Source organism: Candidatus Krumholzibacteriota bacterium (assembly GCA_034520215.1).
Taxonomy (GTDB): Bacteria; Krumholzibacteriota; Krumholzibacteriia; order Krumholzibacteriales; family WJIX01; genus JAGHBT01.
Genome location: JAXHNR010000001.1, coordinates 216,941 through 237,242, shown reverse-complemented (window position 1 = coordinate 237,242; position 20,302 = coordinate 216,941). Strand labels below are relative to the sequence as shown.

17 protein-coding genes and 1 tRNA gene are annotated in these 20,302 nt (G+C 43.8%); 6 read left to right on the top strand and 12 right to left on the bottom strand.

Annotated elements, in window-relative coordinates; all coding sequences use genetic code 11:
* Positions 1–67 precede the first annotated feature (67 nt).
* Positions 68–568: a DUF255 domain-containing protein gene (locus tag U5O15_01025; GenBank protein ID MDZ7859246.1), complete on the bottom strand. Its 501-nt coding sequence runs from the start codon at positions 566–568 to the stop codon at positions 68–70.
* Between the two features lie 200 nt (positions 569–768).
* Between U5O15_01025 and U5O15_01020 the strand changes: the two genes are divergently transcribed.
* The 3 genes from U5O15_01020 to U5O15_01010 all read left to right on the top strand — a co-directional run bounded on the left by U5O15_01020 (position 769) and on the right by U5O15_01010 (position 3,949).
* Positions 769–2,418: a hypothetical protein gene (locus U5O15_01020; protein ID MDZ7859245.1), complete on the top strand. Its 1,650-nt coding sequence runs from the start codon at positions 769–771 to the stop codon at positions 2,416–2,418.
* A 353-nt stretch (positions 2,419–2,771) separates the two neighbouring features.
* On the top strand, positions 2,772–2,933 hold the full coding sequence (locus U5O15_01015; GenBank protein ID MDZ7859244.1) for a hypothetical protein: 162 nt from the start codon (positions 2,772–2,774) through the stop codon (positions 2,931–2,933).
* Positions 2,934–3,025: 92 nt separating this feature from the next.
* Entirely contained in the window at positions 3,026–3,949 is a 924-nt protein-coding gene (locus U5O15_01010) for a prolyl oligopeptidase family serine peptidase (protein ID MDZ7859243.1), read from the top strand.
* 39 nt (positions 3,950–3,988) lie between these two features.
* On the opposite strand, the gene U5O15_01005 is transcribed toward U5O15_01010, so the two are convergent.
* Positions 3,989–5,263 carry an MFS transporter gene (locus tag U5O15_01005; protein ID MDZ7859242.1) on the bottom strand — a complete coding sequence of 425 codons (1,275 nt, stop codon included), beginning with the start codon at positions 5,261–5,263 and terminating at the stop codon, positions 3,989–3,991.
* 239 nt (positions 5,264–5,502) lie between these two features.
* Between U5O15_01005 and U5O15_01000 the strand changes: the two genes are divergently transcribed.
* Positions 5,503–6,171: a response regulator transcription factor gene (locus U5O15_01000; GenBank protein MDZ7859241.1), complete on the top strand. Its 669-nt coding sequence runs from the start codon at positions 5,503–5,505 to the stop codon at positions 6,169–6,171.
* Positions 6,172–6,754: 583 nt separating this feature from the next.
* Here U5O15_01000 and U5O15_00995 read toward each other — a convergent pair.
* A complete protein-coding gene (locus U5O15_00995) occupies positions 6,755–6,943 on the bottom strand; it encodes a hypothetical protein (protein MDZ7859240.1) in 189 nt (62 codons plus the stop codon).
* 100 nt (positions 6,944–7,043) lie between these two features.
* On the opposite strand from U5O15_00995, the gene U5O15_00990 reads away from it, so the two are divergent.
* Complete coding sequence (locus tag U5O15_00990; GenBank protein MDZ7859239.1) at positions 7,044–8,564, top strand: hypothetical protein; 1,521 nt, start codon at positions 7,044–7,046, stop codon at positions 8,562–8,564.
* Positions 8,565–8,584: 20 nt separating this feature from the next.
* On the opposite strand, the gene U5O15_00985 is transcribed toward U5O15_00990, so the two are convergent.
* A complete protein-coding gene (locus tag U5O15_00985; GenBank protein MDZ7859238.1) occupies positions 8,585–8,980 on the bottom strand; it encodes a secondary thiamine-phosphate synthase enzyme YjbQ in 396 nt (131 codons plus the stop codon).
* Positions 8,981–9,411: 431 nt separating this feature from the next.
* Here U5O15_00985 and U5O15_00980 point away from each other — a divergent pair, with 431 nt between their 5' ends.
* On the top strand, positions 9,412–9,675 hold the full coding sequence (locus U5O15_00980) for an RNA-binding protein (protein MDZ7859237.1): 264 nt from the start codon (positions 9,412–9,414) through the stop codon (positions 9,673–9,675).
* Positions 9,676–9,825: 150 nt separating this feature from the next.
* Here U5O15_00980 and U5O15_00975 read toward each other — a convergent pair.
* The 8 genes from U5O15_00975 to U5O15_00940 form a co-directional block, all read right to left on the bottom strand.
* Positions 9,826–9,900: transfer RNA gene (locus U5O15_00975), tRNA-Asp, on the bottom strand.
* A 117-nt stretch (positions 9,901–10,017) separates the two neighbouring features.
* A complete protein-coding gene (locus U5O15_00970) occupies positions 10,018–11,718 on the bottom strand; it encodes a glycoside hydrolase family 3 N-terminal domain-containing protein (protein ID MDZ7859236.1) in 1,701 nt (566 codons plus the stop codon).
* Between the two features lie 31 nt (positions 11,719–11,749).
* On the bottom strand, positions 11,750–13,030 hold the full coding sequence (locus tag U5O15_00965) for a SpoIID/LytB domain-containing protein (protein ID MDZ7859235.1): 1,281 nt from the start codon (positions 13,028–13,030) through the stop codon (positions 11,750–11,752).
* Positions 13,031–13,086: 56 nt separating this feature from the next.
* A complete protein-coding gene (locus U5O15_00960; protein MDZ7859234.1) occupies positions 13,087–13,791 on the bottom strand; it encodes a hypothetical protein in 705 nt (234 codons plus the stop codon).
* A gap of 93 nt (positions 13,792–13,884) precedes the next feature.
* Positions 13,885–18,006: a C25 family cysteine peptidase gene (locus U5O15_00955; protein ID MDZ7859233.1), complete on the bottom strand. Its 4,122-nt coding sequence runs from the start codon at positions 18,004–18,006 to the stop codon at positions 13,885–13,887.
* Positions 18,007–18,322: 316 nt separating this feature from the next.
* The gene (locus tag U5O15_00950; GenBank protein MDZ7859232.1) at positions 18,323–18,877 is read right to left on the bottom strand and encodes a hypothetical protein; all 555 of its coding nucleotides are present in this window, start codon (positions 18,875–18,877) and stop codon (positions 18,323–18,325) included.
* A gap of 130 nt (positions 18,878–19,007) precedes the next feature.
* Entirely contained in the window at positions 19,008–19,550 is a 543-nt protein-coding gene (locus tag U5O15_00945; GenBank protein MDZ7859231.1) for a hypothetical protein, read from the bottom strand.
* Positions 19,551–19,624: 74 nt separating this feature from the next.
* Positions 19,625–20,176, bottom strand: coding sequence for a hypothetical protein (locus tag U5O15_00940; protein MDZ7859230.1), 552 nt, complete (start codon positions 20,174–20,176; stop codon positions 19,625–19,627).
* Between the last annotated feature and the right edge of the window lie 126 nt (positions 20,177–20,302).

Sequence of the window (20,302 nt, the reverse complement as noted above, 5' to 3'; positions counted from 1 at the left end):
GAAAGCTCTAAACAGCTGTATACAGGATGTCCTCCTCTAAGGGCAGAACCGCATTTTTTAATGGGTATCAGGCCTCTAAAAAGTCCTTGAGCGAAACGTCCTTTTTATAATGTCCTTCTCTGAAATACTTTAATACTTTAATATAAGTCGCCGGAGGAATAAACCCCGGTACAACCTGAATCAGTTCCCCGTCACTCTCTAAATATGCCAGAGAAGGGTAGCCCTTGACACCGAATTTTCCAGCAAGTGAGCGGGGGGAATACTCATCTCCCCTGTAAATAAATGTATTTTCTTTGTCCTCAGCGTTAACTCTGACACAGATAAAGTTTTTTTCTAAGTATTTCACGACTTTCTGCTCAGAAAATGTGCGCTCTTCCATTACATCACACCATTTGCACCAGGAAGTATAGAAATCTATTACAACAGTCTTATCTTCATTTTCCGCGAGACTTAACCCTTCTTCAACCGAATGCCACTTGGCGGAGGGCCCGTCATCCCCGCTTCCACCGCATCCGGAGAAGGCAAAAAGAATAATACCGGTAAGTACGACTCTACTGATTTTTCTCATAGAAACTCTCCATCTTTATACACAACTCTTATCTTCGATAACCTATCGCACTCTAAATATATTATATTTTCTAAAATAGCCATTTTATATTCATTATTCAAATATTATTGAGTATAACGTTAAGTGCTTCTTGAAAAATTACCGGAAAAATAATAACATTGTCTGAATTGTTGAATAAATTATTCAGCCGAAAGGAAATCATGAGATCTTTTAAAATAGCCCTATTGACGTTTATCTGCGTCCTTTCCTTTATATATATTATCCCCGAAGCCGGGGCTGAAGAGTTGTCATCTCCCGCCGAAGAAGACAGCAGTATTGAAATCAAAGAATGGCTGGTTCTCGGCCCCGTATCTACCCCCTTCCCGACATTTAATGAAGAAAGTAAAGAGGAAACAGAAGAAATATTTCTTCTGTCTTACGATTTCATCCCGGCAGGACAGCTTAAACCCGAAGCCGGGAAGAAGATCATTTTTCCTGTCCGAGAGGAATTCTCCTGGAAGACCGAGGAAGCCGGCAATGAGGGCATTGATCTCTTGACCGGTTCGGACAAACCTGAAACCGCATACCTGGCTTCATACATTGAATTGCCGAGATGGACAAAATTGCAATTCAAAACAAAAGGGACATCACCCTATAAAGTAATGATAGACGGAAAAGAGATAATAGAAAGCAAGGATGGTGAAACAGAAGATTACAAAAAAGGAACGGTAAATCTTAAGAGAGGGAAACACACTATAATTGTAAAAACGGTTCGCGCTCCGGGAGATACAATTTCCCCGTGGAATTTTTCCGCCTTCGTAGAAACGCCTCAGCCGCAAGCGGATAATCTGATTTTATCCCTTACTCCCGTTAGAAATATAACTATCTCGGACATTCTTGATTCGCCTCATATAACCAATGTCGGGCTTTCCCCTGAAGGAGACCTTGCCGCTTTGAAGATCAGCAGGGTTATTTCCCGGGATGGAGACAGAGAAACAAGCCTGGAAATCAGAAAGACGGAAAACGGAGAGCTTGTAAGAACAATAATCTGCGGTGAAGGTACGAACGGATTTCAATGGACTCCGGACGGAAAATCGCTTTCCTACACTGTATCCGACAAAAAGAAAACATCAATAAGATTAATAGATATCGAATCCGGAGATGATAAAATAATCGCTGAAAAAATCATAAGATTCGAGAATTATAAATGGAGTCCAAAAGGTGATTTCATAATCTATTCAGCATCTGAGAAAGCTGAAAAGAACGATGACGGAGTAAAGAGACTCCTTGGCATCTATGACCGGACTAGTTTTGGCCGTCACAGGTCATTCCTCTATCTACTGTCTGTCAATAACGGTACAAGAAGGAAGATCACAACGGGGAAACACACCTCTCGTCTCGCCGGCATACATCCCGGCGGCGAAAAAATACTCATCACGCGTAATTACGAAGAGCTCTCAGAAAGGCCTTATAATAAAACAGAACTTGTTCTAGTGAACCTGAAGGAAGAAAAAAGGGATCTTCTCTGGGAAGGACGCTGGTTCAATAGCGCCATGTGGTCGCCTGACGGAAACAAAATACTTATATCGGCAGGTCCTTCGTCTTTCGGAAAGACAGGGAAGAATGTTCCGGAAAATACTATTCCGAATGATTACGACGGCCAGCTGTATATCTTCAACCATAAAACAGGAGATATCAAAGCGGTAACGAAGCAATTCAAGCCCGCCGTGAGGAGAGCCCACCGTCTGGTCGGAATCGGACAACGCTATCGATATATATTGTTGCCGAGGACAAATCGCTTGTCGGGCTGTTCAGATATTCTCTCGCAGTCAGCGGAACGTTTACAAATGCTGCAATACCCGCTGCGGTGATGTAGTCTCATCGGGCGATCTAGCCAGCGAGAAACCGGTCGCGGTATTCGCGGGCATGTCAGCGGATAAACACCAGACACTCTACAGGATAGACCTTGAAAGAAACAGGTCGAAAGAGATATACGATCCCGCCTGAAAAATCAATACTGCGTATAGCATAATCAGGAAAGACAAGTGTTGAAGAATGGAATTTTACATCAACCACCGGAACAGAAGATCACTGGCCGCGTCGCACTCACCCTCCTGATTTTGACTCTGACAGAACATATCCATGCATTGTCTATTATTATGGAGGAACATCGCCTGTCAGCCGCGGCTTCGGCGGAAGATACCCGAAGAACCTGTGGGCGTCGATGGGATATATTGTTTATGTGCTTCAACCCGCCGGAGCGACCGGGTTCGGACAGGAATTCTCAACCGCACACGTCAATGACTGGGGCAGGGTGGTATCCGGTCAGATAATAGAAGGCACGAAACGGATCCTTAAAAGCTGCATTCGTTTCGGAAGACCCTAGCCAGAGGCTTGGATGTATCGGGGCTTCGATACGGCGGCTTTATGACCGAGCTTCGATAACAAGAACGGAGAAAACACTCCTCCGCCGCGGCGATATCACACGCCGGTATCAGTTCGATATCCAGCTATTGGGGTGAAGGATACTGGGGATACGCCTATAACGCGGTATCCGCCGCTGAGAGTTTTCCCTGGAACAATCCGGAGATCTATATCGACCAGAGTCCTCTCTTTTCCGCTGATAAGGTAACTACTCCGCTGTTGCTCCTTCACGGAGAAAGCGACACGAATGTCCCAACCGGGGAAAGTGAACAGATGTACACTGCCCTGAAACTTTTAGGCAAAGAAGTGGAATATATACGCTTCGCGGGACAAAACCACTTTATCCTGGATTATCAGAAGAGAATCAAGTGGTCGGACGCGATCCTGGCCTGGTTTGACAAATGGCTTAAAGAGGAGCCTCAGTGGTGGAACAATATGTACCCTCCTATCGGGGGAAAGGACAAGAAGCCAGCAAAGTGTGAAACAGAACCCGCAAAACTCGGACTGAAAGTAGTGAAAGACAGAGAGTGGGGCACATTTCTGACTGGAGAAATTACCATAGAGGATATTCGCAAGAATATTCCCGAATGGGATATTGAATATTACGAATATGAACCCGACATGCATCTGGTATCTGAACTCGCGGAAGCCCTCAAGGAGGATATCAATATCACATGTATTCTGGGTACCTGGTGCCCTGATTCAAGGCAATTGGTTCCCAGACTCTGGAAAGTGCTGGAATTAGCCGGCTATCCCCTGTCAAAGATCAAGATGCTGGCCGTTACAAGCTTCGGGGCTGAAAAAACCAATAACATTACTGAAGAAATGCTGAGCTGGTCAGACTCGGTGAGAAAATCCTACAGCATCAAAGCTGTAGCCACCGTAATCCTTATGGAAAAAGATAAAGAAATCGGCAGAATCGTCGAAACGGTTCAAGAATCCATTGAAAGAGATTTGTTAGGTATTCTAAAGGATTGAAATATTGCGGCGCGAACCCTCAATAAATTTAATAATATTTCAATTTTTCTCAGTCTGAGCTTCTCTGCTCGGTAGTTCAAGCCCGAGATTATTCTTTCTGTCCGACGCCTTGAGAAGGAACGAAAACAAAAGTCCCACAAACCCGAGAGAAGCAAACATTATCTGCATATACGTATAATCACTTCCACCGGCTTTATCAACTAATAAACCCCCAACCCATGGAAATACAGTAAGTCCGATATTCTGCACCCATCCTATAAGACCGTATGCCGTACCCAGATACCTTTCACGTATAATAATCGGAACTGCCGGCCATAAAGCCGCCGGAACCAGAGAGAAAGACACACCCATAAGAAGGAACGGAACAGCAGGATGTACACGCGTCAACCCCAGCATCAGGTGAGCGGGAAAAAGAAGCAGAGAACCAATAATCATGATCAAGACCCTCCACCCCTTTTTATCCACAAGCAGTCCAAAAAGCGGCGTACAGAAAATGGTAGCCCATGTCGCCAGTGAAGTGTAGAATCCGCTTTTTGCCGCGCTCATTCCAAATTGGAGCTGAAGCAGCCTTGGCGCGTGAATAAGAAATGGAAACATGGCCGAATAAAATGTCACGCAAAGAATGGATATATACCAGAAAGAGGGCCCGAACTTCAATACTTCACTGACTTTGAACTTCTCTTCCTCTTCAACCACTTTTGCCAATCTTTCTTCATTTATCCGCTCGAGATATATATAGACAAGAAAGGCGAGAAAAGAGAGAAACATCACTATTGTCCCGGCCCAGACAGACCATCGCCAAGAGCCGAAACGGTTCATGATTTGAGCCGAACTGTTCAGGGCGGCTACCGTACCGAGACGGCAGATGACTATATTCATACCGAAAGCAAATCCGAGTTCCTTGCCCTTAAACCATTTAGCTATTACCTTGTTTACAACCAGAATCACAGCTTCGGAACCAAACCCGAACACCATTCTTCCTATCAGCATCCATGTAAAAGACCTTCCGGCAGCAAGGGTTGTAATTAAAGAACCAATAACACAGAGGAGTCCAAAGATAATTCCGGCTTTCCTGATTCCGGCTCTATCAAGTATAACACCTGCCAGAACAACGAGAAAAAGCAGGTTTGGAAGGGAATAAAATGTCGCCAGTAACCCGTAAGTCGAATTATCTATTCCCATCGAATTCTGAATGAAGTCGTTTATGGGACTGAAAACATCATAAACGTAGTATGAACCAAAAAGAATAATACTTATTACGCCAAGTATTACCCACCGCAGCCAAGTTCTTTCTTCTATCTCCATAGCGATCATTCAGGGCACCTCTTTTATTTCAACATTACGACATTGAATCAACCATGAATATAAAGAAGATTATACGCGTAACCCAAACCCGCGGACAAGAGAGGAAATACAAAATAATTAAAAAAAAGAATAGAAATTCTATTTGATATTATGTTAATATAAGGGTGAAATAGGATTACTAAGGGGATCAGGACTATCTTCATAGAACAACAATCAGAGTTAGAGTAATAATACCCGCGGAGGTAAAAATGCTCAACAACCTAAAGGTTCTGCTGGTTGAGAATCATACGATTCTAAGGCAGGGTTTAAAAAGACTGCTCGAGGACGAAGAAATTGATGTAGTCGGAGAAGCCGAGGATGGAAGAACCGGAATTGAGCTAACCGATGAATTAAATCCAGATCTGGTTGTAATGGATATAAGTTTGCCCAAACTCGGAGGAATAGAAGCTACTCGGCAAATCACAAAATATCATCCTGACATTAAAGTTTTGATGCTGACTATCCATTCTGATGAAAGTTATGTCTATAAAGCCCTCGAGGCTGGAGCAAAAGGATATATTCTGAAAGAAACCGCGTCGGATGTCCTGATTGAAGCGATAGAAAAGGTTATGCACGGCAATATATTTCTATCCCCGTCGCTTCCCGGGGATCTGCTGGATAATTATAATAAAATGGTCAAGTCCGGTAAGAAAATAGATGAATTCAGAAGGCTGACAAACAGGGAGATGGAAATACTTCAATTGATAGCTGAAGGATATACAAGCAAAGAAATCGCAGAAAATCTATATATAAGTGTCAAAACAGTCGAAAATCACAGGGCAAATATAAAAACCAGAATAGATATTCATGATACTGCGGGACTTGTCAGATACGCGATAAAAATAGGTCTGATAGAATCCGATATTCAAAAAAAATAGTGTATTTCCCCTATAGACCTTCCAGTGTAAATAATGTATCATTTTAATGAATAAGCAGACGGGACCATTATAAAATTAGTAAAGTTAAATTGGATTAATAGAAATTATCGGTAAAAATATCGGAGGTTGAATAAAAAAAGCCTCTAGAATAAATTTGAAACAGAGTTTGCCGTTTGGATTCATTGGGAGGTCTTTTCCTTCCTACCATAAACCCCATCTCTTCCCCTAGGAGATGAGCCGCTTATTTGGAAAAGGCCTCCACCTGATTTCAGGTAACCTTCTACACTCCGTTGAGAGTCCCTTAGGATCGCTTTTCATTTCTTACAGGAGTTTGAGGTCAAATCCAAACGGCATTTTTTTATCTTCATATTGAAATTAAATAATTTTAAGCTTTCCGGCATTTAAAATCTATATAACCCTCTATTCTATTGAAAACGAAAAAATTGGCTGACTTTTATCCTTCACTCAATCGCAGGACATTCCCCAAAAATCAGGGCAATATTTACTAATGACATAACTATCACGTAATTACCCATAATGATAAGTGGAATTGATATTTAGTTTCTATCCGGCTATTGGTATTTCAAAACCCTCTCGGAAGACGAGCGGGCATGGTTTTCCCATTTCCTTTAAGGAAATGGGAAAGAGCGAATCTGAGAGCGGGAGACGCTATTTCCTCGCAGGGGAAATAGACGGCGTTTTTGACAATACCAATAGCCGGATATACAAAGAACATGTAAAAATTGGGGGAACTCCAACCCTCAATCGTCATTGACATCCTCTTTACATTATCCTAAAGTAATCTCAGGCAAGAGATTCTCTTTTATTACATAAGCATTCATCTTTTTTTACTTAAGGAGAGGTAAAACTGATTGATTGATGACCTCAGCTGGCGGGAAAAAAGAATACAAATAAGATCAGACCTGACCGATTGTTTTACAAAGAGAACAGGTATAGATAAAAATGATTTTCTGAAATTATTTTTCCACATAACTGCCCCCTTTTCAATAGGCGATTTCAACAGTCAATACCTCGCGGGAGAAAAACAGCTTGATGAAATATTCGAGGATCTTGCCGCCAGGACGGGACTTAACAGTAAAAAAATTAATTCTCATTATGACAGGGTGGAAACCTTCGTCCAATTCGGTGAACATCTTCTGCGGTCCGGCGCTTATGATAAAGGGCGGAAGATTGATTTATGGAGAACCACGCGAAGAGCATTCCTGAATACGCTGGTATCTGTAGCTGCCGCTTTTTCAAATTCAACCGCGGCTGTCAAACCCGCTAGAGGAGTACTCTTTTTCGCCCGGGGTCATTACTGGATTGAGCTTACATTTTCTGGTTCCGACGGACAAATAAATACTCCGGAAAATCCCGATCCTTCAGATTTTACAATACTGGATCTGAGTGACAAAAAATCCTCCGGTTTTACTCCATCAAAAGTAAGGATCGATTATGACAAGAATACAGTGATTCTTTCATCCGGAAAACTCAAAGGGAAAAAATGCTACAGAGTAACTTACAGAATAAATAAAAGTGATCACATAGTCTTTGACCTTATATGCGACCCGTTCTACTTTAATGCGGCAGAGGGAAAATGCCCTTGCAAATCTTTCTTCGCTCTCCATGTAGCTCCCGCATTCTCGAAGAGCGGAAATCTCTACAATCTTAACCGTTTTAGTTACGGATATGAACTTTCTGAAAACAGAGAAACCTCGGAACTAGATATACAGCCGCGGTTTAAAATAAAGAAATGGGAACTATGCCCGTCTCTACAGTGGGACAAAGTGACATATCACCCTGCCGGTGACCCTCATGTGTCGGGGCGGCGAACCTTCGATATTAGATTATCGCGTTCTGTATGGGTAAAGGAATTAAGGTATTCTCTACTAATATCCTATAACCACAAACGTATAACCTCCGAGAAGGAAAGCGGCAAAATACCATCATTTTCTCAGAGTTTTTCGGCCTTGGGCACAGTCCGGCTTGATTATTTTTTTGATAATTATAATAAATTCTGTTACAGCGTTTTCAAAGGCGTGGACCTGAGCTTCGGGTATTCGTGGTACGAAACCGGCGGTGAAATCGGGGGTAAGTCAAATTCCGGCAGTATTACACCTTTTTTGAAAACACGTTTTACATGGACATTGCTTTACGCCTTACAGTTTTCTTATTCACTGGAATCTTCTTTTCCTTCATTTATGAATGATAACTTCGAAGAATTTCATAAGATTAGAATAAGGCTTCTTCTGCGGGAACTCCTTCCAGCTCAAAAACGAAAGTCATATCATCCGGACCTTGAACTGGTTTTTGACACAGGTAAAAGATCTCCATTATTCATACAGGAGGAAAAAGCCTCACTCGGCTTTACATTCGATCTCTTCCCATGGTAGCTGAATCTGCCGGGGCCAATTTATTTTGAAACACGTATTACGCATCTTCTGGCCCTGGGTCCGTCAAATTCACAGAAAAATACTGCCTGCCACGTACCCAATAACGGCTTGGAATCCTTGATAATTATAAATTCAGAGGCCCCGACGCAGGAAGATTTTATGTGTGAATCGGAATTTCCCTCCGCGTGCTTGTAATCCCATCCGGCTGGAACAATCCTGGAGAGCGAGCCTGAAATATCCACCGCCACATCAGGATCCGCTTTTTCATTTATAGTAACAGCGGCAGTTGTGTGAGGAACGAAGATGTGGCATAGTCCCTCGTCTATTTCACTTTCATTTATTACGGCGCTGATCTGAGCCGTAATATCCCTCAGCTCGTTCCGCCTGTTAGTTCTTACTCTAATTTCTTTGATCATACGGCCTGTCCTTTTCTAAGAATGGCATTTACTAACCCCCTTGACGCTCATTGTAAGTGATAATACAAACAATCAAAACACTAAAAAAGGCTGGTATTCATAATAAATTTAATGTATACTTTAATTTGATTAATTGTTTCTCTTAAAAAGAGGGTTCAAGGAGAATTTCTTAAGGGATAAATACCATTGCTGATGAAATGTAGTTAAAGTTCGTTTTTAGCCTTTTCTCTTCTGGGAATTTCAGAACGACATAGGCCCAAGCTCGAGCTTTTGCCCGTAGCGGCTTCATAGATCATGTTGCCTTGTATTTCACTGCACTGGTAAAAACGAAGCGAGGTGAATCGATAACATTCGACCGTAGTATATTTAATCATACTATATTAATTAATTCACTAAGCCGCTAATTGACGATAAAGAAAGGAAACAAAATAATGTCAAAGAATATTTATGTGGGCAACCTTCCGTTTTCAACTGGTAATGAAGACCTTAACGAACTTTTCGCTGAATTTGGAGAAGTAACTTCGGCCAAAGTTATCAGGGATAAGTTTACCGACCGTTCTAGGGGATTCGGATTCGTAGAAATGGAAAATGATGAAGAAGCAGAGAAGGCAATAGCTGAATTGAACGGCAAAGAAATTGATGGAAGAGCACTAAAAGTAGATGAAGCAAAACCCCGCAGAAACAGCGGTAGATAATAAAACAAAGAAATTAAACCAAATTACATTTCGGAACATAAATAGAGAAGCGGGGAATATATTCCCCGCTTCTCTATTACTATATTCTATCAATTTTTTTATCTATCGCGGGGGGTATGACAATTCAGACCTCCTGCAGGTTTATAAAAACGGGGCCGACGAGACTCGAACTCGCGACCTCCGGCGTGACAGGCCGGCGTTCTAACCAAACTGAACTACGACCCCATTTAAATAATCCGCTTTGATAGATATTCAGTATATTCCAAAGAAGAACCGGTTTAGGCCGATCCTTCTTCCTATTTATAATACAGCAAATCTTTAAAGTCAATTGAAAAAAGCTATCTAATGAGATTCAGAATCCCCGCCTTCGTATAAGATTCTGTTAACAATTGTTGAAGCGGCGGGGAAAATGCCGCGTGTGACAATAACGGTTTTATCACCGGATAAAAGGTCAGCCGCGTATGGCCAGTCGGAAACAACCACAACATCTGATTCTGAACTAATCGCCCTGATGGTATCTTCAGAAACTGGTTTCCTGCAAAGTAAGAAGAGAACTTTACTATTTCTCTTCCCCGCGGCGTTATAGCTAAGCTCGAAGAAAGACCCCTTTTCACCCTCAGGTAAAGGTGGAATATCAACTTGTAAGAGGTCATCTTCTAAAGGCAGCCTGTTTAACCGCTCAACAGCTTTTCTAACTCCGCGAAGCGCGTTATCCCGCGGGGGATTACTCTTGGAAGATGACTCCAGGGCGCCTTCCACAAGATTTAAAATAAATAATTTTACGGCTGACCCTGAAAAATCACTTCTTCCGCCGAAGAAAGTGCAGGCGTTAAAATAATCCGGTCTTAGGGGCAGAAGAGAGTCCGGATCACGCATTACACGCACAGAATCTTCAGCAATAGCAAGGTACGCTGAAGACCTGTAATCCGGCGCGTGGCTCTTTTCCATTTCAACAGCAGTATCTAAAGGATCTGTTTCAGAGAGAGACGGCCGCATCTTCGGAGCAAAATCAATAAATCTTTTTCTCAGTTTTATGATCCTTGGCGCGGCCTCAGAATGTATTTTTCTAAAACAACCGCCCGCAAAGGTATCTTCAAGAGAATATCCGGCAAACGCATTCTCCATCTCATCAACAATTTCACAAACTGGCCTTGAAAAAAGGAGGATATCATTTCCGGCAGTCAAAGCCCGCCCAGCCAAACTCCTTAAATCTCCGCGGTTATCCTCGCCGGCCGGCAACAGCGAAGCCCCGCTCATCTCGAGAGCGTCTGTAATGATCACCCCTTCGAAGGAAAGCTCCTCCCTGAGCAGATATCTTACGGCTGCCGGATCCATCGAAGCGGGCAGAACGCGGTCCCGCGGTTTAATATGAGCCGTCATAATCATATCCGCGCCGGCTTTAATACCGGATATAAACGGCAGGACTTCTCTCTCCTTAAATTCATCCAGCGTAATAGGGGCAACAGGAAGCGTAAGATGAGAATCTTCAGAGGTTGAGCCGTGTCCCGGGAAATGTTTAAGACATGTCAGAAGACCTTCTTTTCTGTAGGTTTCTACGGCTAGAGAGACAAGTTCTGAGACTTCCCCGCAATCGCTCCCGAAAGCTCTTGTACCTATAACCGGGTTTAGATGATTTGAATTGATATCAGCCAGCGGAGAAAGAATAACGTTAACCCCGCATGATTTCACCAACCGGGATGTTTCCCTGTAAACATCTCTTCTCTTTTTTACGCTTTTTGCCTCTGCAACAGCCATCTGTGAGGGTGGAACTCCAAGGGCGGAGGCAAGTACCGATATCCGTCCTCCTTCATGGTCTGCCATTATCAAAGGAGCAAAACCTGAAGATTCAATAATTATATCCCTCAATTCCAGAACAAGCTCGCGGAGTTGCCCGGCATTCTCCACATTCCTCTCAAAAAGGATTATTCCCGAAGGGGGATATTGCCTGAGCGCCTTTTTTTCCGCGCCGGAAATCCGCGGCCCCTCAATTCCCACTGATAATAGCTGGAAAAAATCCCTGTAATCATCCTCACAACGAAACATCTGTTTCCTTCGGGAATTGTATCATAATTATTTAATAAATCTTTTCTACTTCAACGCGTGGATAATAATGTGAAATGATCTCCCCGGCGTTGTAACCGAGTTTCGCCATTTTTATCGCGCCCGTTTGACACATCCCTACTCCGTGCCCATTTCCACCGCCGAGTATCTCTACCAGAACAACCCTTCCCCTTTCCTTCCTGACACTTAATTTAAACAACGTGCTTTTTAAGATGGCGCCTTCTGGGGATGCAGGCCTTAGAACCCAGCGGATACGGTCACCGTAAATACGGTATCTGTCCTTGTCAGTTATAATATCAAGATATTTTAATCTGCCGTCGGGAGCAAAACCTCCAGCCTTAAGATCAACTATTTTTCTGAAGGGAATTATTCTCCTGTCCACCTCTTTCTCAAGGGTACGGCTGAGTATCCTCTCTAATTTATCTTCCCGCCAGCTTACCCTCCAGCGGAAATGGGAAGATTGCCGGCAGAAAGATATTTCACTTTCATTCGAACGCCCGTCTCTCACTCCGTAAAGGTATGGAAAATCTTCTTTCCACGGCCACGCGAATCTGATATCCGCCGTGTGTCCTCCGCAACAGGAAGAATAATAGGCCTTGATCGGTTTACCATTCCATACAGCCGCTAAACCGGTAGTCTCCTCGACGGCTCTATTTGCCCTGGAGGTTTCACCCGCCATACCCCTGTAAACCTGATCCATAATAGTTGCTTTCAGATCGTGATCTTTCTCTTTCGTTTTATTCAGCTTACTTAGAGCGTAAGACCGCGATACTACAGCTTGCGCTCTATAGGCCTCATAAGCTTCTTCGCCGAGATAACCTATTTCTGCCGGCAAGACACCTTTCAGATAATTATCAACTCCTATAATATTTATTACTGAAAATTCTTTGTCTCCCCGGCTGTCTATCCGCAAACTTCCCCTGTAAGGATTTCCGTTAACAAGGATTTTCCCTCCCCGGGAACTGACAATGAATTTTTCCGCGGAAAATACAACAGCGCCATTCCTTATCAACCGGATATACCCCCTGCCGCCTCTAAAGGCGTATTCCCCTCCTCCTTCGAATTTTTTTATTACTCCACCAGCCCCACTGACCGCCGAGAAGAACAATCCTTTCGAGTTAATCCTGGCCTTATCCGTGTTACTGATTATGAGAACTCTCACAAGCGGAGCGCCGGAAACAACCGGTTCAACTCCCTCTTGGGGTCTGTATCTGATCTGATCTCTGGCGCATGACTCAAAAAGTAAAGCCGAAATAATGACAAACAGGCAACTACCCTTTAAGAATCTGTTCATCTATAACTTCCTCTTGAATTTCATTAAGGATTACTTAGAAATTACAAATCTCTGTATTAATAAGGAAAGAAGAACTTACCGTTAAGGACAGTTTTCCCTTCTCCCCGGTCCGTTCCCACTCCTCTGGAAATATTAACCCCCGGTGAAACTTCTCCCGAATCACCTCCGCTTCTCACAGATGCTCCAACTTTTTCATAGTAGAGGGCCTCATTCGCCAGAAGAGCTACTCCTACCGCTTCACGAGCGTCTGTATCCAACTCCAGTTTATCTATCATTTCAGTAACAAGTTCTTTTAGAATCGTCTCTCCAACAGTCAGGGATTCACTCTTTCCTTCAATATCTATTGTGAAATGGCTCGCAACAATTCTATCTATTATACCGCTGAAAGCTGCCGGATCTTTTGGGAACAGATCATCGGCTATTTCCATACATTTCAAACCGACAAGATTGACGTCTTTTCTTTCCAGGCCGGCTTCATCGAGAAGCTCCCTGTATAAAGAGGCAAGATGATGTAAAACTAGAAAATTGATACCGGCTTTCTCTTCAGCCCCAATTTCATGACCATTTACGACATTCAAAAGCATTTTCTGAAGGTCCTCGGGGAAAGAACGCTTTGTGTAATATATAAGGTTCAATACTGTGCTGTCCCCGTGACCCTTTACTTCAGCCGCGACGGCGGCAAGACGCTCCGGGATACTTCCCGTCTCAATCCCTACAATGAGCTTGGAACTAAATTCTCTTATTTTATTGATATTATCCATTAGCCGGACCTCCAAAGAAATAGTAACTACTAATTACATTATCCAATTATTTTATATATTGTTCAAGAAAGAATTTTTGGAGGTCGGATAGATTTATTCCATCTTCACAATTTTACCTTTTCTGGATACCGATTTACCCGATTTTTTAATCGTAACAACATATACATAAGTCCCGTTGGCAACCCTGCTGCCCGCCCTATCGGTTCCATCCCAGTAAACAGAAGAATTAGAGGGGCTGGAAAGCCTATCAGAGGGAATCTCCAGTCTTTCCATCAATATTCCGCTTACATTATATATCTCTATCTTACCGCTGTCGGCGGAACCGTTTATAAGAAAAGTGATATTGGTGCCGGAAGTAAACGGGTTGGGGAAATTGAATGTCTCTACCGCCAATTCGCCTCCGGAAACAGTAAACAGATAATCTTTGGAAAATTCTCCGGATACTACCGTAATAGAATGATTCCCTCCTGCAAACGACACATTAAAATCCCCGGTCCATACAGTTGAATCCTCACCTGTCTCGTCCCAGACAATATCATTATATTCAGAATCATCCAGGCGCACTTCGGGAGAAGTTACCACTGAAACAGGGAAATCAGCTTTCAGTCTGAAATCGCCCTCGCTCGGAGCTTCAGCGGCTGGAAGCACTTCTACTTCAACCCCGTTTCGAATATAGTAAAGCTTTAAAACTGTCCCTATAAAAAAGTCTCTGCGGCCGGCTTCATTCCCCCCGGGCGAGAGAACTCTGAAAACGACCGATTCATCTTCCAGACCGACAGAAAAGCTGTCAAGTCTGGCATCGTAGGATCTGGCGTATGTCAGAGAAATGTCTTCAAGCGGAGTAACAACAAGACTGTCTGTCCAGTCAGAGCCTTCAACAGTCAGTTTGACCCCCCCCAGAGCCGTAAGGTCCCTCGCGGTAAAACGAAAATCCCACCTGTTGCCGGGATTTACCGGATTAAGCGTATCCCCCCCCACCTCTTTCCACCCTTTCCCGTAATCGATTTCCAGATTCATAAGAGGCGGGCCGGAATCAATGTTCATCATTGGGTCACCGAATAGAACGTGTCTGTTTGTCTGTTCCAGGCCGTAGGATGTTCTGTTTATATGGGCTATTTCCGCCGCGGTCACCAGCTCACCGAGTATCCATCTGGCGCGCGTCTCTTCATTTAAAGGCGGGACTGTGTCTGTGGGCGGATCAGAAAAAACAACATCAAAAATATTCTCGCACAACTCGTTATTCTTCCTCAGATCCTCATAGGCTGTGCTGGCATAGGCCGCGGCCGCTCCCGACGTGACTTTGAGGATCATCTGTTCACTTATGCAGTCGCCTCCGGGACCGCTTACTCCCGATTGACTATACTCTTTGAGGCGAGCAAATTCACTTATATGGCAGCCCATCCCTAAAAATATGCTGTTCTTATAACTGAAAAGATCATTCACGTCCCTGTACATCACTCTCATCGAAAAACCAAATTCATGAGTTAAGTTATCTCTTCCCGCGTGTCCCTGGAAACCGAAAAACAAACTCCCTGCGTTCAGGCGGTCTATAAGATATGGAGTAAAATATTTTCTTGTCGAGTCTCTTGCCTCATCGAAATTCGTAATATCCTCCGTCCATTTGGAAAGATAGAGTTTTTCGACATTTACGCCTCCCGGAAAGGTCCTTTCTATTCCGGCTGATACAGAATCCATACTCGAAGCAAACGCCTCCTCGCTGGATCTGTACACATAAGAACTTGCGGGCCCGGACCAGGCGTCATCGGCGAATAAGATAACATTCTTTCTCCATGAATTCTCCAGCGTAGGATCTTCATACCTCTTTAGTTTTGAAAATACCCCGGCCGCTTCTATGTCACTCCCCACGGGGAGCCGTCCTATAAAAACATCGGGATACGCTACGGCGGGCATTCTTATGTCACTCACCTCTCCTGACAGAGCGTCTATTACCGTCTCTTGTTCTCCTTGCATGCCTCCAACGGGCGAGGCTCCATCATCGAGAAAAGAATAATACTTATCAGTCGCAATAACTTCATCCTGATAACCGGGGGAATCCATACGCATAGAGAATGTATAAGACGGAACATAGTCCGGGGGACTTCCCTGGGTATCAGGAGAATCTCCAAGATAGAGGCGTTTATGATCCTCGCTCGCGTCTCCGACCAGCATAACGAACTCTACTCCCCAATGGATAAATCCGTACTTTATGAATCTCTTAACAGCTACGCACGAGGGGAGCCCTCCATTAAATTCATCATATATGTCCTGAACATCGGCAGTCAGTATCCTGTATCCCTGATCTTCCCTCCACCGGACATGACTGGTAAGGGCCGAACTAGAAGGAGGCAGAAAATCACTGTGAGATATTACAAGTGTATTAAAAGGACCCACCTCACCCCTGAGAGATGAGGGGCTGTCAAGTTCTATCGACTCTTCCGGAATGAGGTTGCCGCCGTTTTCCCCGAGGGCGATATATCTTCTGTCAATATCCGATGGAAGTTCAAGAGAGAGCGTGTATTTACCGTCGCCGCCGGGACCGCTGAAAAGCTCAGCTCCCAGTGTGTCGAAACTAATATTTGATTCATCAGTTATATCGATCAGGTAACCGCTGGAAGAATCGAACCCCTCTATTTCAACAGATTTAGTCCCGCCCGTTCCCGACAGATTAAACTGAAGCACATCTTCCCCGGCTATAAATCCGGCCGGATATTCAACGGAGAAATCATTAACCATACACCCGTATTCCTTATTGTATTCTACAATCAGCTGATTATCTCCATCTACCAGCAGACTCGAAGGTATAGACTCAAAGATAAAGGTCTCCTGGTTGTTATCAATGAGGTCTCCGCTTCCAATCAGAGCGGTATGAGATGAATTACTTATTTTGAAATCCAATAATTTGATCCCGTTAGTTTCATACCCCCGCATTCTCGCGGTTAGACTGAAAGTTCCGTTATCATGCGGATGACTGCAGTAAAACGGAACTGAAATATCGTTTAGTCCGGGAGAAGATACAAAATAGAAATCCACAGCTCCCGCTTTTATATGCTTATGATAATATGTATCCTTCCTTACATTTATTTCTGAATTAAAGTACGGTTCCGGGGGGCCGGAAGCGGGCGACAGGCCACCTCCGCCTGTCATAGTCACGCCGGCTTCACCTTCTCTGAGCCATACAATATGCGTATCGGTAAACGCGGCATTAATGTCTCCTGCGGCGGGATCATCCCGAATCCCCGCCGCGTGAAAAATAAGTTTATCGTCCGCCTCGAAGTAATTTTCAGAAGACTCATCCCCCTTGATAATTCTCATCGGTATATCAACTTCGCGTGTCAGATCCGGCTCAGACTCATCATAGTAATATCTTTTCAGAGCGAACTGATTGGAAGCAAAGGGCCCTCCGCCCGCTGAAGAGGCGAGCCTGTCAGCTTCCAGAATGTACAACCCCGTTTCGGGTATAGAAAGCTTAACGGCTCTCGAGTCGCCGTTCGGCAGATTTTGTATCTTTATCCTGTCCGGCTCTTTTGCGAAGAGTACCGCGTCAGCGGGATTTATCAATACCCTTTCATATATATCTCGCCATGCCTTAGACAAGCTTGTCTTTTGAGGCCCGTTAAAACCTAATAATGTGCTTTCGCTTCTGAAATTAACTTTTATCAGAATTTTTCTCGCTATCGAGTATCCACCCGCTCTTTTCTCCACGGGACTTACTCTCACCGGCAGGACTCTCACACGCCCGAAAAACTCTTCTCGGCAGGCTGATACTACTGGAAGAAGCCCCTTCTTCTCCCAGGGATCGCGTTTGGGTAGATAGGTCTCTGTTAAATCCGTGTTCTCTTTCCCCTTTACAAGACGGCTGCCCATCTTCCTAGCCAGTCTTATATCACCGAGATCATCCCTTTCTAATACAGCGGCGCTGAAAGAGACATCGCCGCTTTCCGGTACAGCTATATTGAATATCCTCCCCGGAACTTCAGCCGCCCCCGGCGGGGAAAATGTTCCGTACCCATCCAGTCTTATCCTTACCCTTCCATCGCCGTCAGGTATTATATCCGGTTTATCAATCACAATTTCAAATGAAATTGTTTTTTCAGCTCTTTTAACATTCTCCACATTGCCCTGAAGCCGGCTCGCGGCTGATAAAAAGAGTAAAATCGAAGCAACAAATAAACCTGAGGAATTCAGAAGTCTGCGTATAGATTTTTCAGGTTTCAAGAGAACTTCCTCTACTTAGCGGTTTAAATAAATTATAAACAGGGGGACGGTTAATCTAAATAAACGGTTATAATAATTGTAACTTAAATATTATTACAAATCAAGATAAATAACCGTTCTCTCTTTTTGGTTCTTTCTATATTTTTTTAGAAAAATAATTAATAAAATCACTATTAAAACAGTAGGGTATCTTTTCACGCCGAATAAGTTAAAGAGTGAAGGTGAACAAAAAAAGGGGATCCGCTATCTGCGAATCCCCTTTAAATCAGATTATATCACTTTCCGTCAGCGATATACCTGCTTTTGTAAAACTTGCTTACTTATACATCGACTTTACAGCGCCCCAGCTTGATTCATCAGCAGGAACACCATCCATGTTGACACCAAACTCTGTGACGATACCCAAAGGATCCTCAATGAAATCTGGACCCTCACAATAGATGTATAACGGGGTTGGTTGTCCAGTCCAAGCCTCAACAGTAATCATATGAGGACCGGTAGCTGGATTATAAGTCATTTCCTGAATATAAACAGCATTCCAGCCTGTCAGGCAGGCAAAACCAGATGCAGCCCAACCTGTGGCATCAAAGATCGTGTTCATGAAAAGTCCGCCATTAGGTTGAGTAGACGTACCAACAAAATCACTTGAGCCGTGGTTGTTCACTTTACACTCAAAACCGGCAAAGGGTGTATCCGCTGTTGCATTTATCATTACGTAGAAAGTGTAAGGTTGATAGTCACCTACTGTAACTGAACAATCTGCTTCGGTATAGGGCGGACTATCCGAAACGAACAATCCAAAATCACAAGCTGCGGAAACAGTTCCGGCAACAAGCATGAGCGCTAAGGTAATCATTAATACTTTCTTCATTTTTCGCTTCTCCTTAAAAAACGCAAAAAACAATCAAACAATTTATCGGGGGTTAATCCCCCGGGCGCCGGCTCGGTGGCTGGACGATTTTCTCTAACATCCAGCCACAAACCAACTTCAACAGTCTACATTACTTGTACATAGACTTTACAGCTCCCCAACTGGATTCGCCGGCTGGGACTACATCCATGTTTACACCAAACGGACCGATTACCTTCAAAGGCAACTCTTCGCCCGCGCAGTTTAAATATTTTGGATACGGCTGCAGGTTCCAAGGCAGCATCTCTATTATGTGAGCGCCTTCTCCAGCATAGACCATATCTATGGTGCATACAAGATTCCAGCCGTACCAGCAGGAGTTCGGGTTAGTTACAGCCCAACCCTCATAATCAAAAGGACTGCCAAGTACAAGAGCGTCAGGATCTTCATAGGTTACACCTGCTAAAAAGTCTCCTGAATGTTTGTCCATCTTCAGTTCCCAGGATGTAAATCCCTCCCAATCAGCATCTACCATCAGATAGACGGTATAGGGCTCATTCTGGGCGACAGTTACTCTACTGTCCTCAGGGCCGTCATGACTCGTGGTGTTATTGAACATCCCTATGTAGCTGTCGGCCGAAGCTGAACCAACTACAAGGAAAAGTGCTAACACCATAAATAATAGTTTTTTCATTTTCATCTAACTCCTTCAAGTTTCCAGCAATTCATAAGATGTTCTTAATTGAAGGTTTTGAATTAATTCTCCTACTACTGGCATACATGCTGGTAATGACCACCAAAGTATCCAAAATCAGTTAAACTTATGCTTCCATCCCAATTGAAGTCACAGCATTCGTTCCAGTTTGCGTCTCCGTCCGATGAACCATAAGCCGCTCCGAAAACTCCATAGTCAGATAAGGTAACTGATCCATTTGTATCCAAATCCGGACTCTTGATTTCCATGTCGAGACAAATCGGATCTGTGCAGCCGGGCGCTTCCAGAACTTGGTTATTCTGAATTGCGACATAGACTCCACCTGACGTAATACAACCGCCTCCCGATACAGCGTCGGAAATTGTGGTTTCACCATTTTCATTTGTCATCGAATCGGCAGTTACAGCACCAGCACAGAGATAAAGAGCCTGAGCGCCGTCACAGGCGTCAAGCCAGTAATCTGTCACCGGGATGTTAGGGACACCGTTTCCACTGGCATCATTAGCAACCACATTGATATGAAAACCGGAATCATCACCCATATCCTCAAAATCGCCAGCGGGACAAATCCGATAATAACCTGTAGTGCCAATGCTAAGCGACACTACACTCTCACAGTCATCAACCACGCCAGCAGATAAGGATGTCGCGAATACCAGTAACAAAGCGAAAAGTAATACTTTTCCTTTGATCATCTTTCTAACCTCCTAAACCAAAAAGGTTTGGGACCT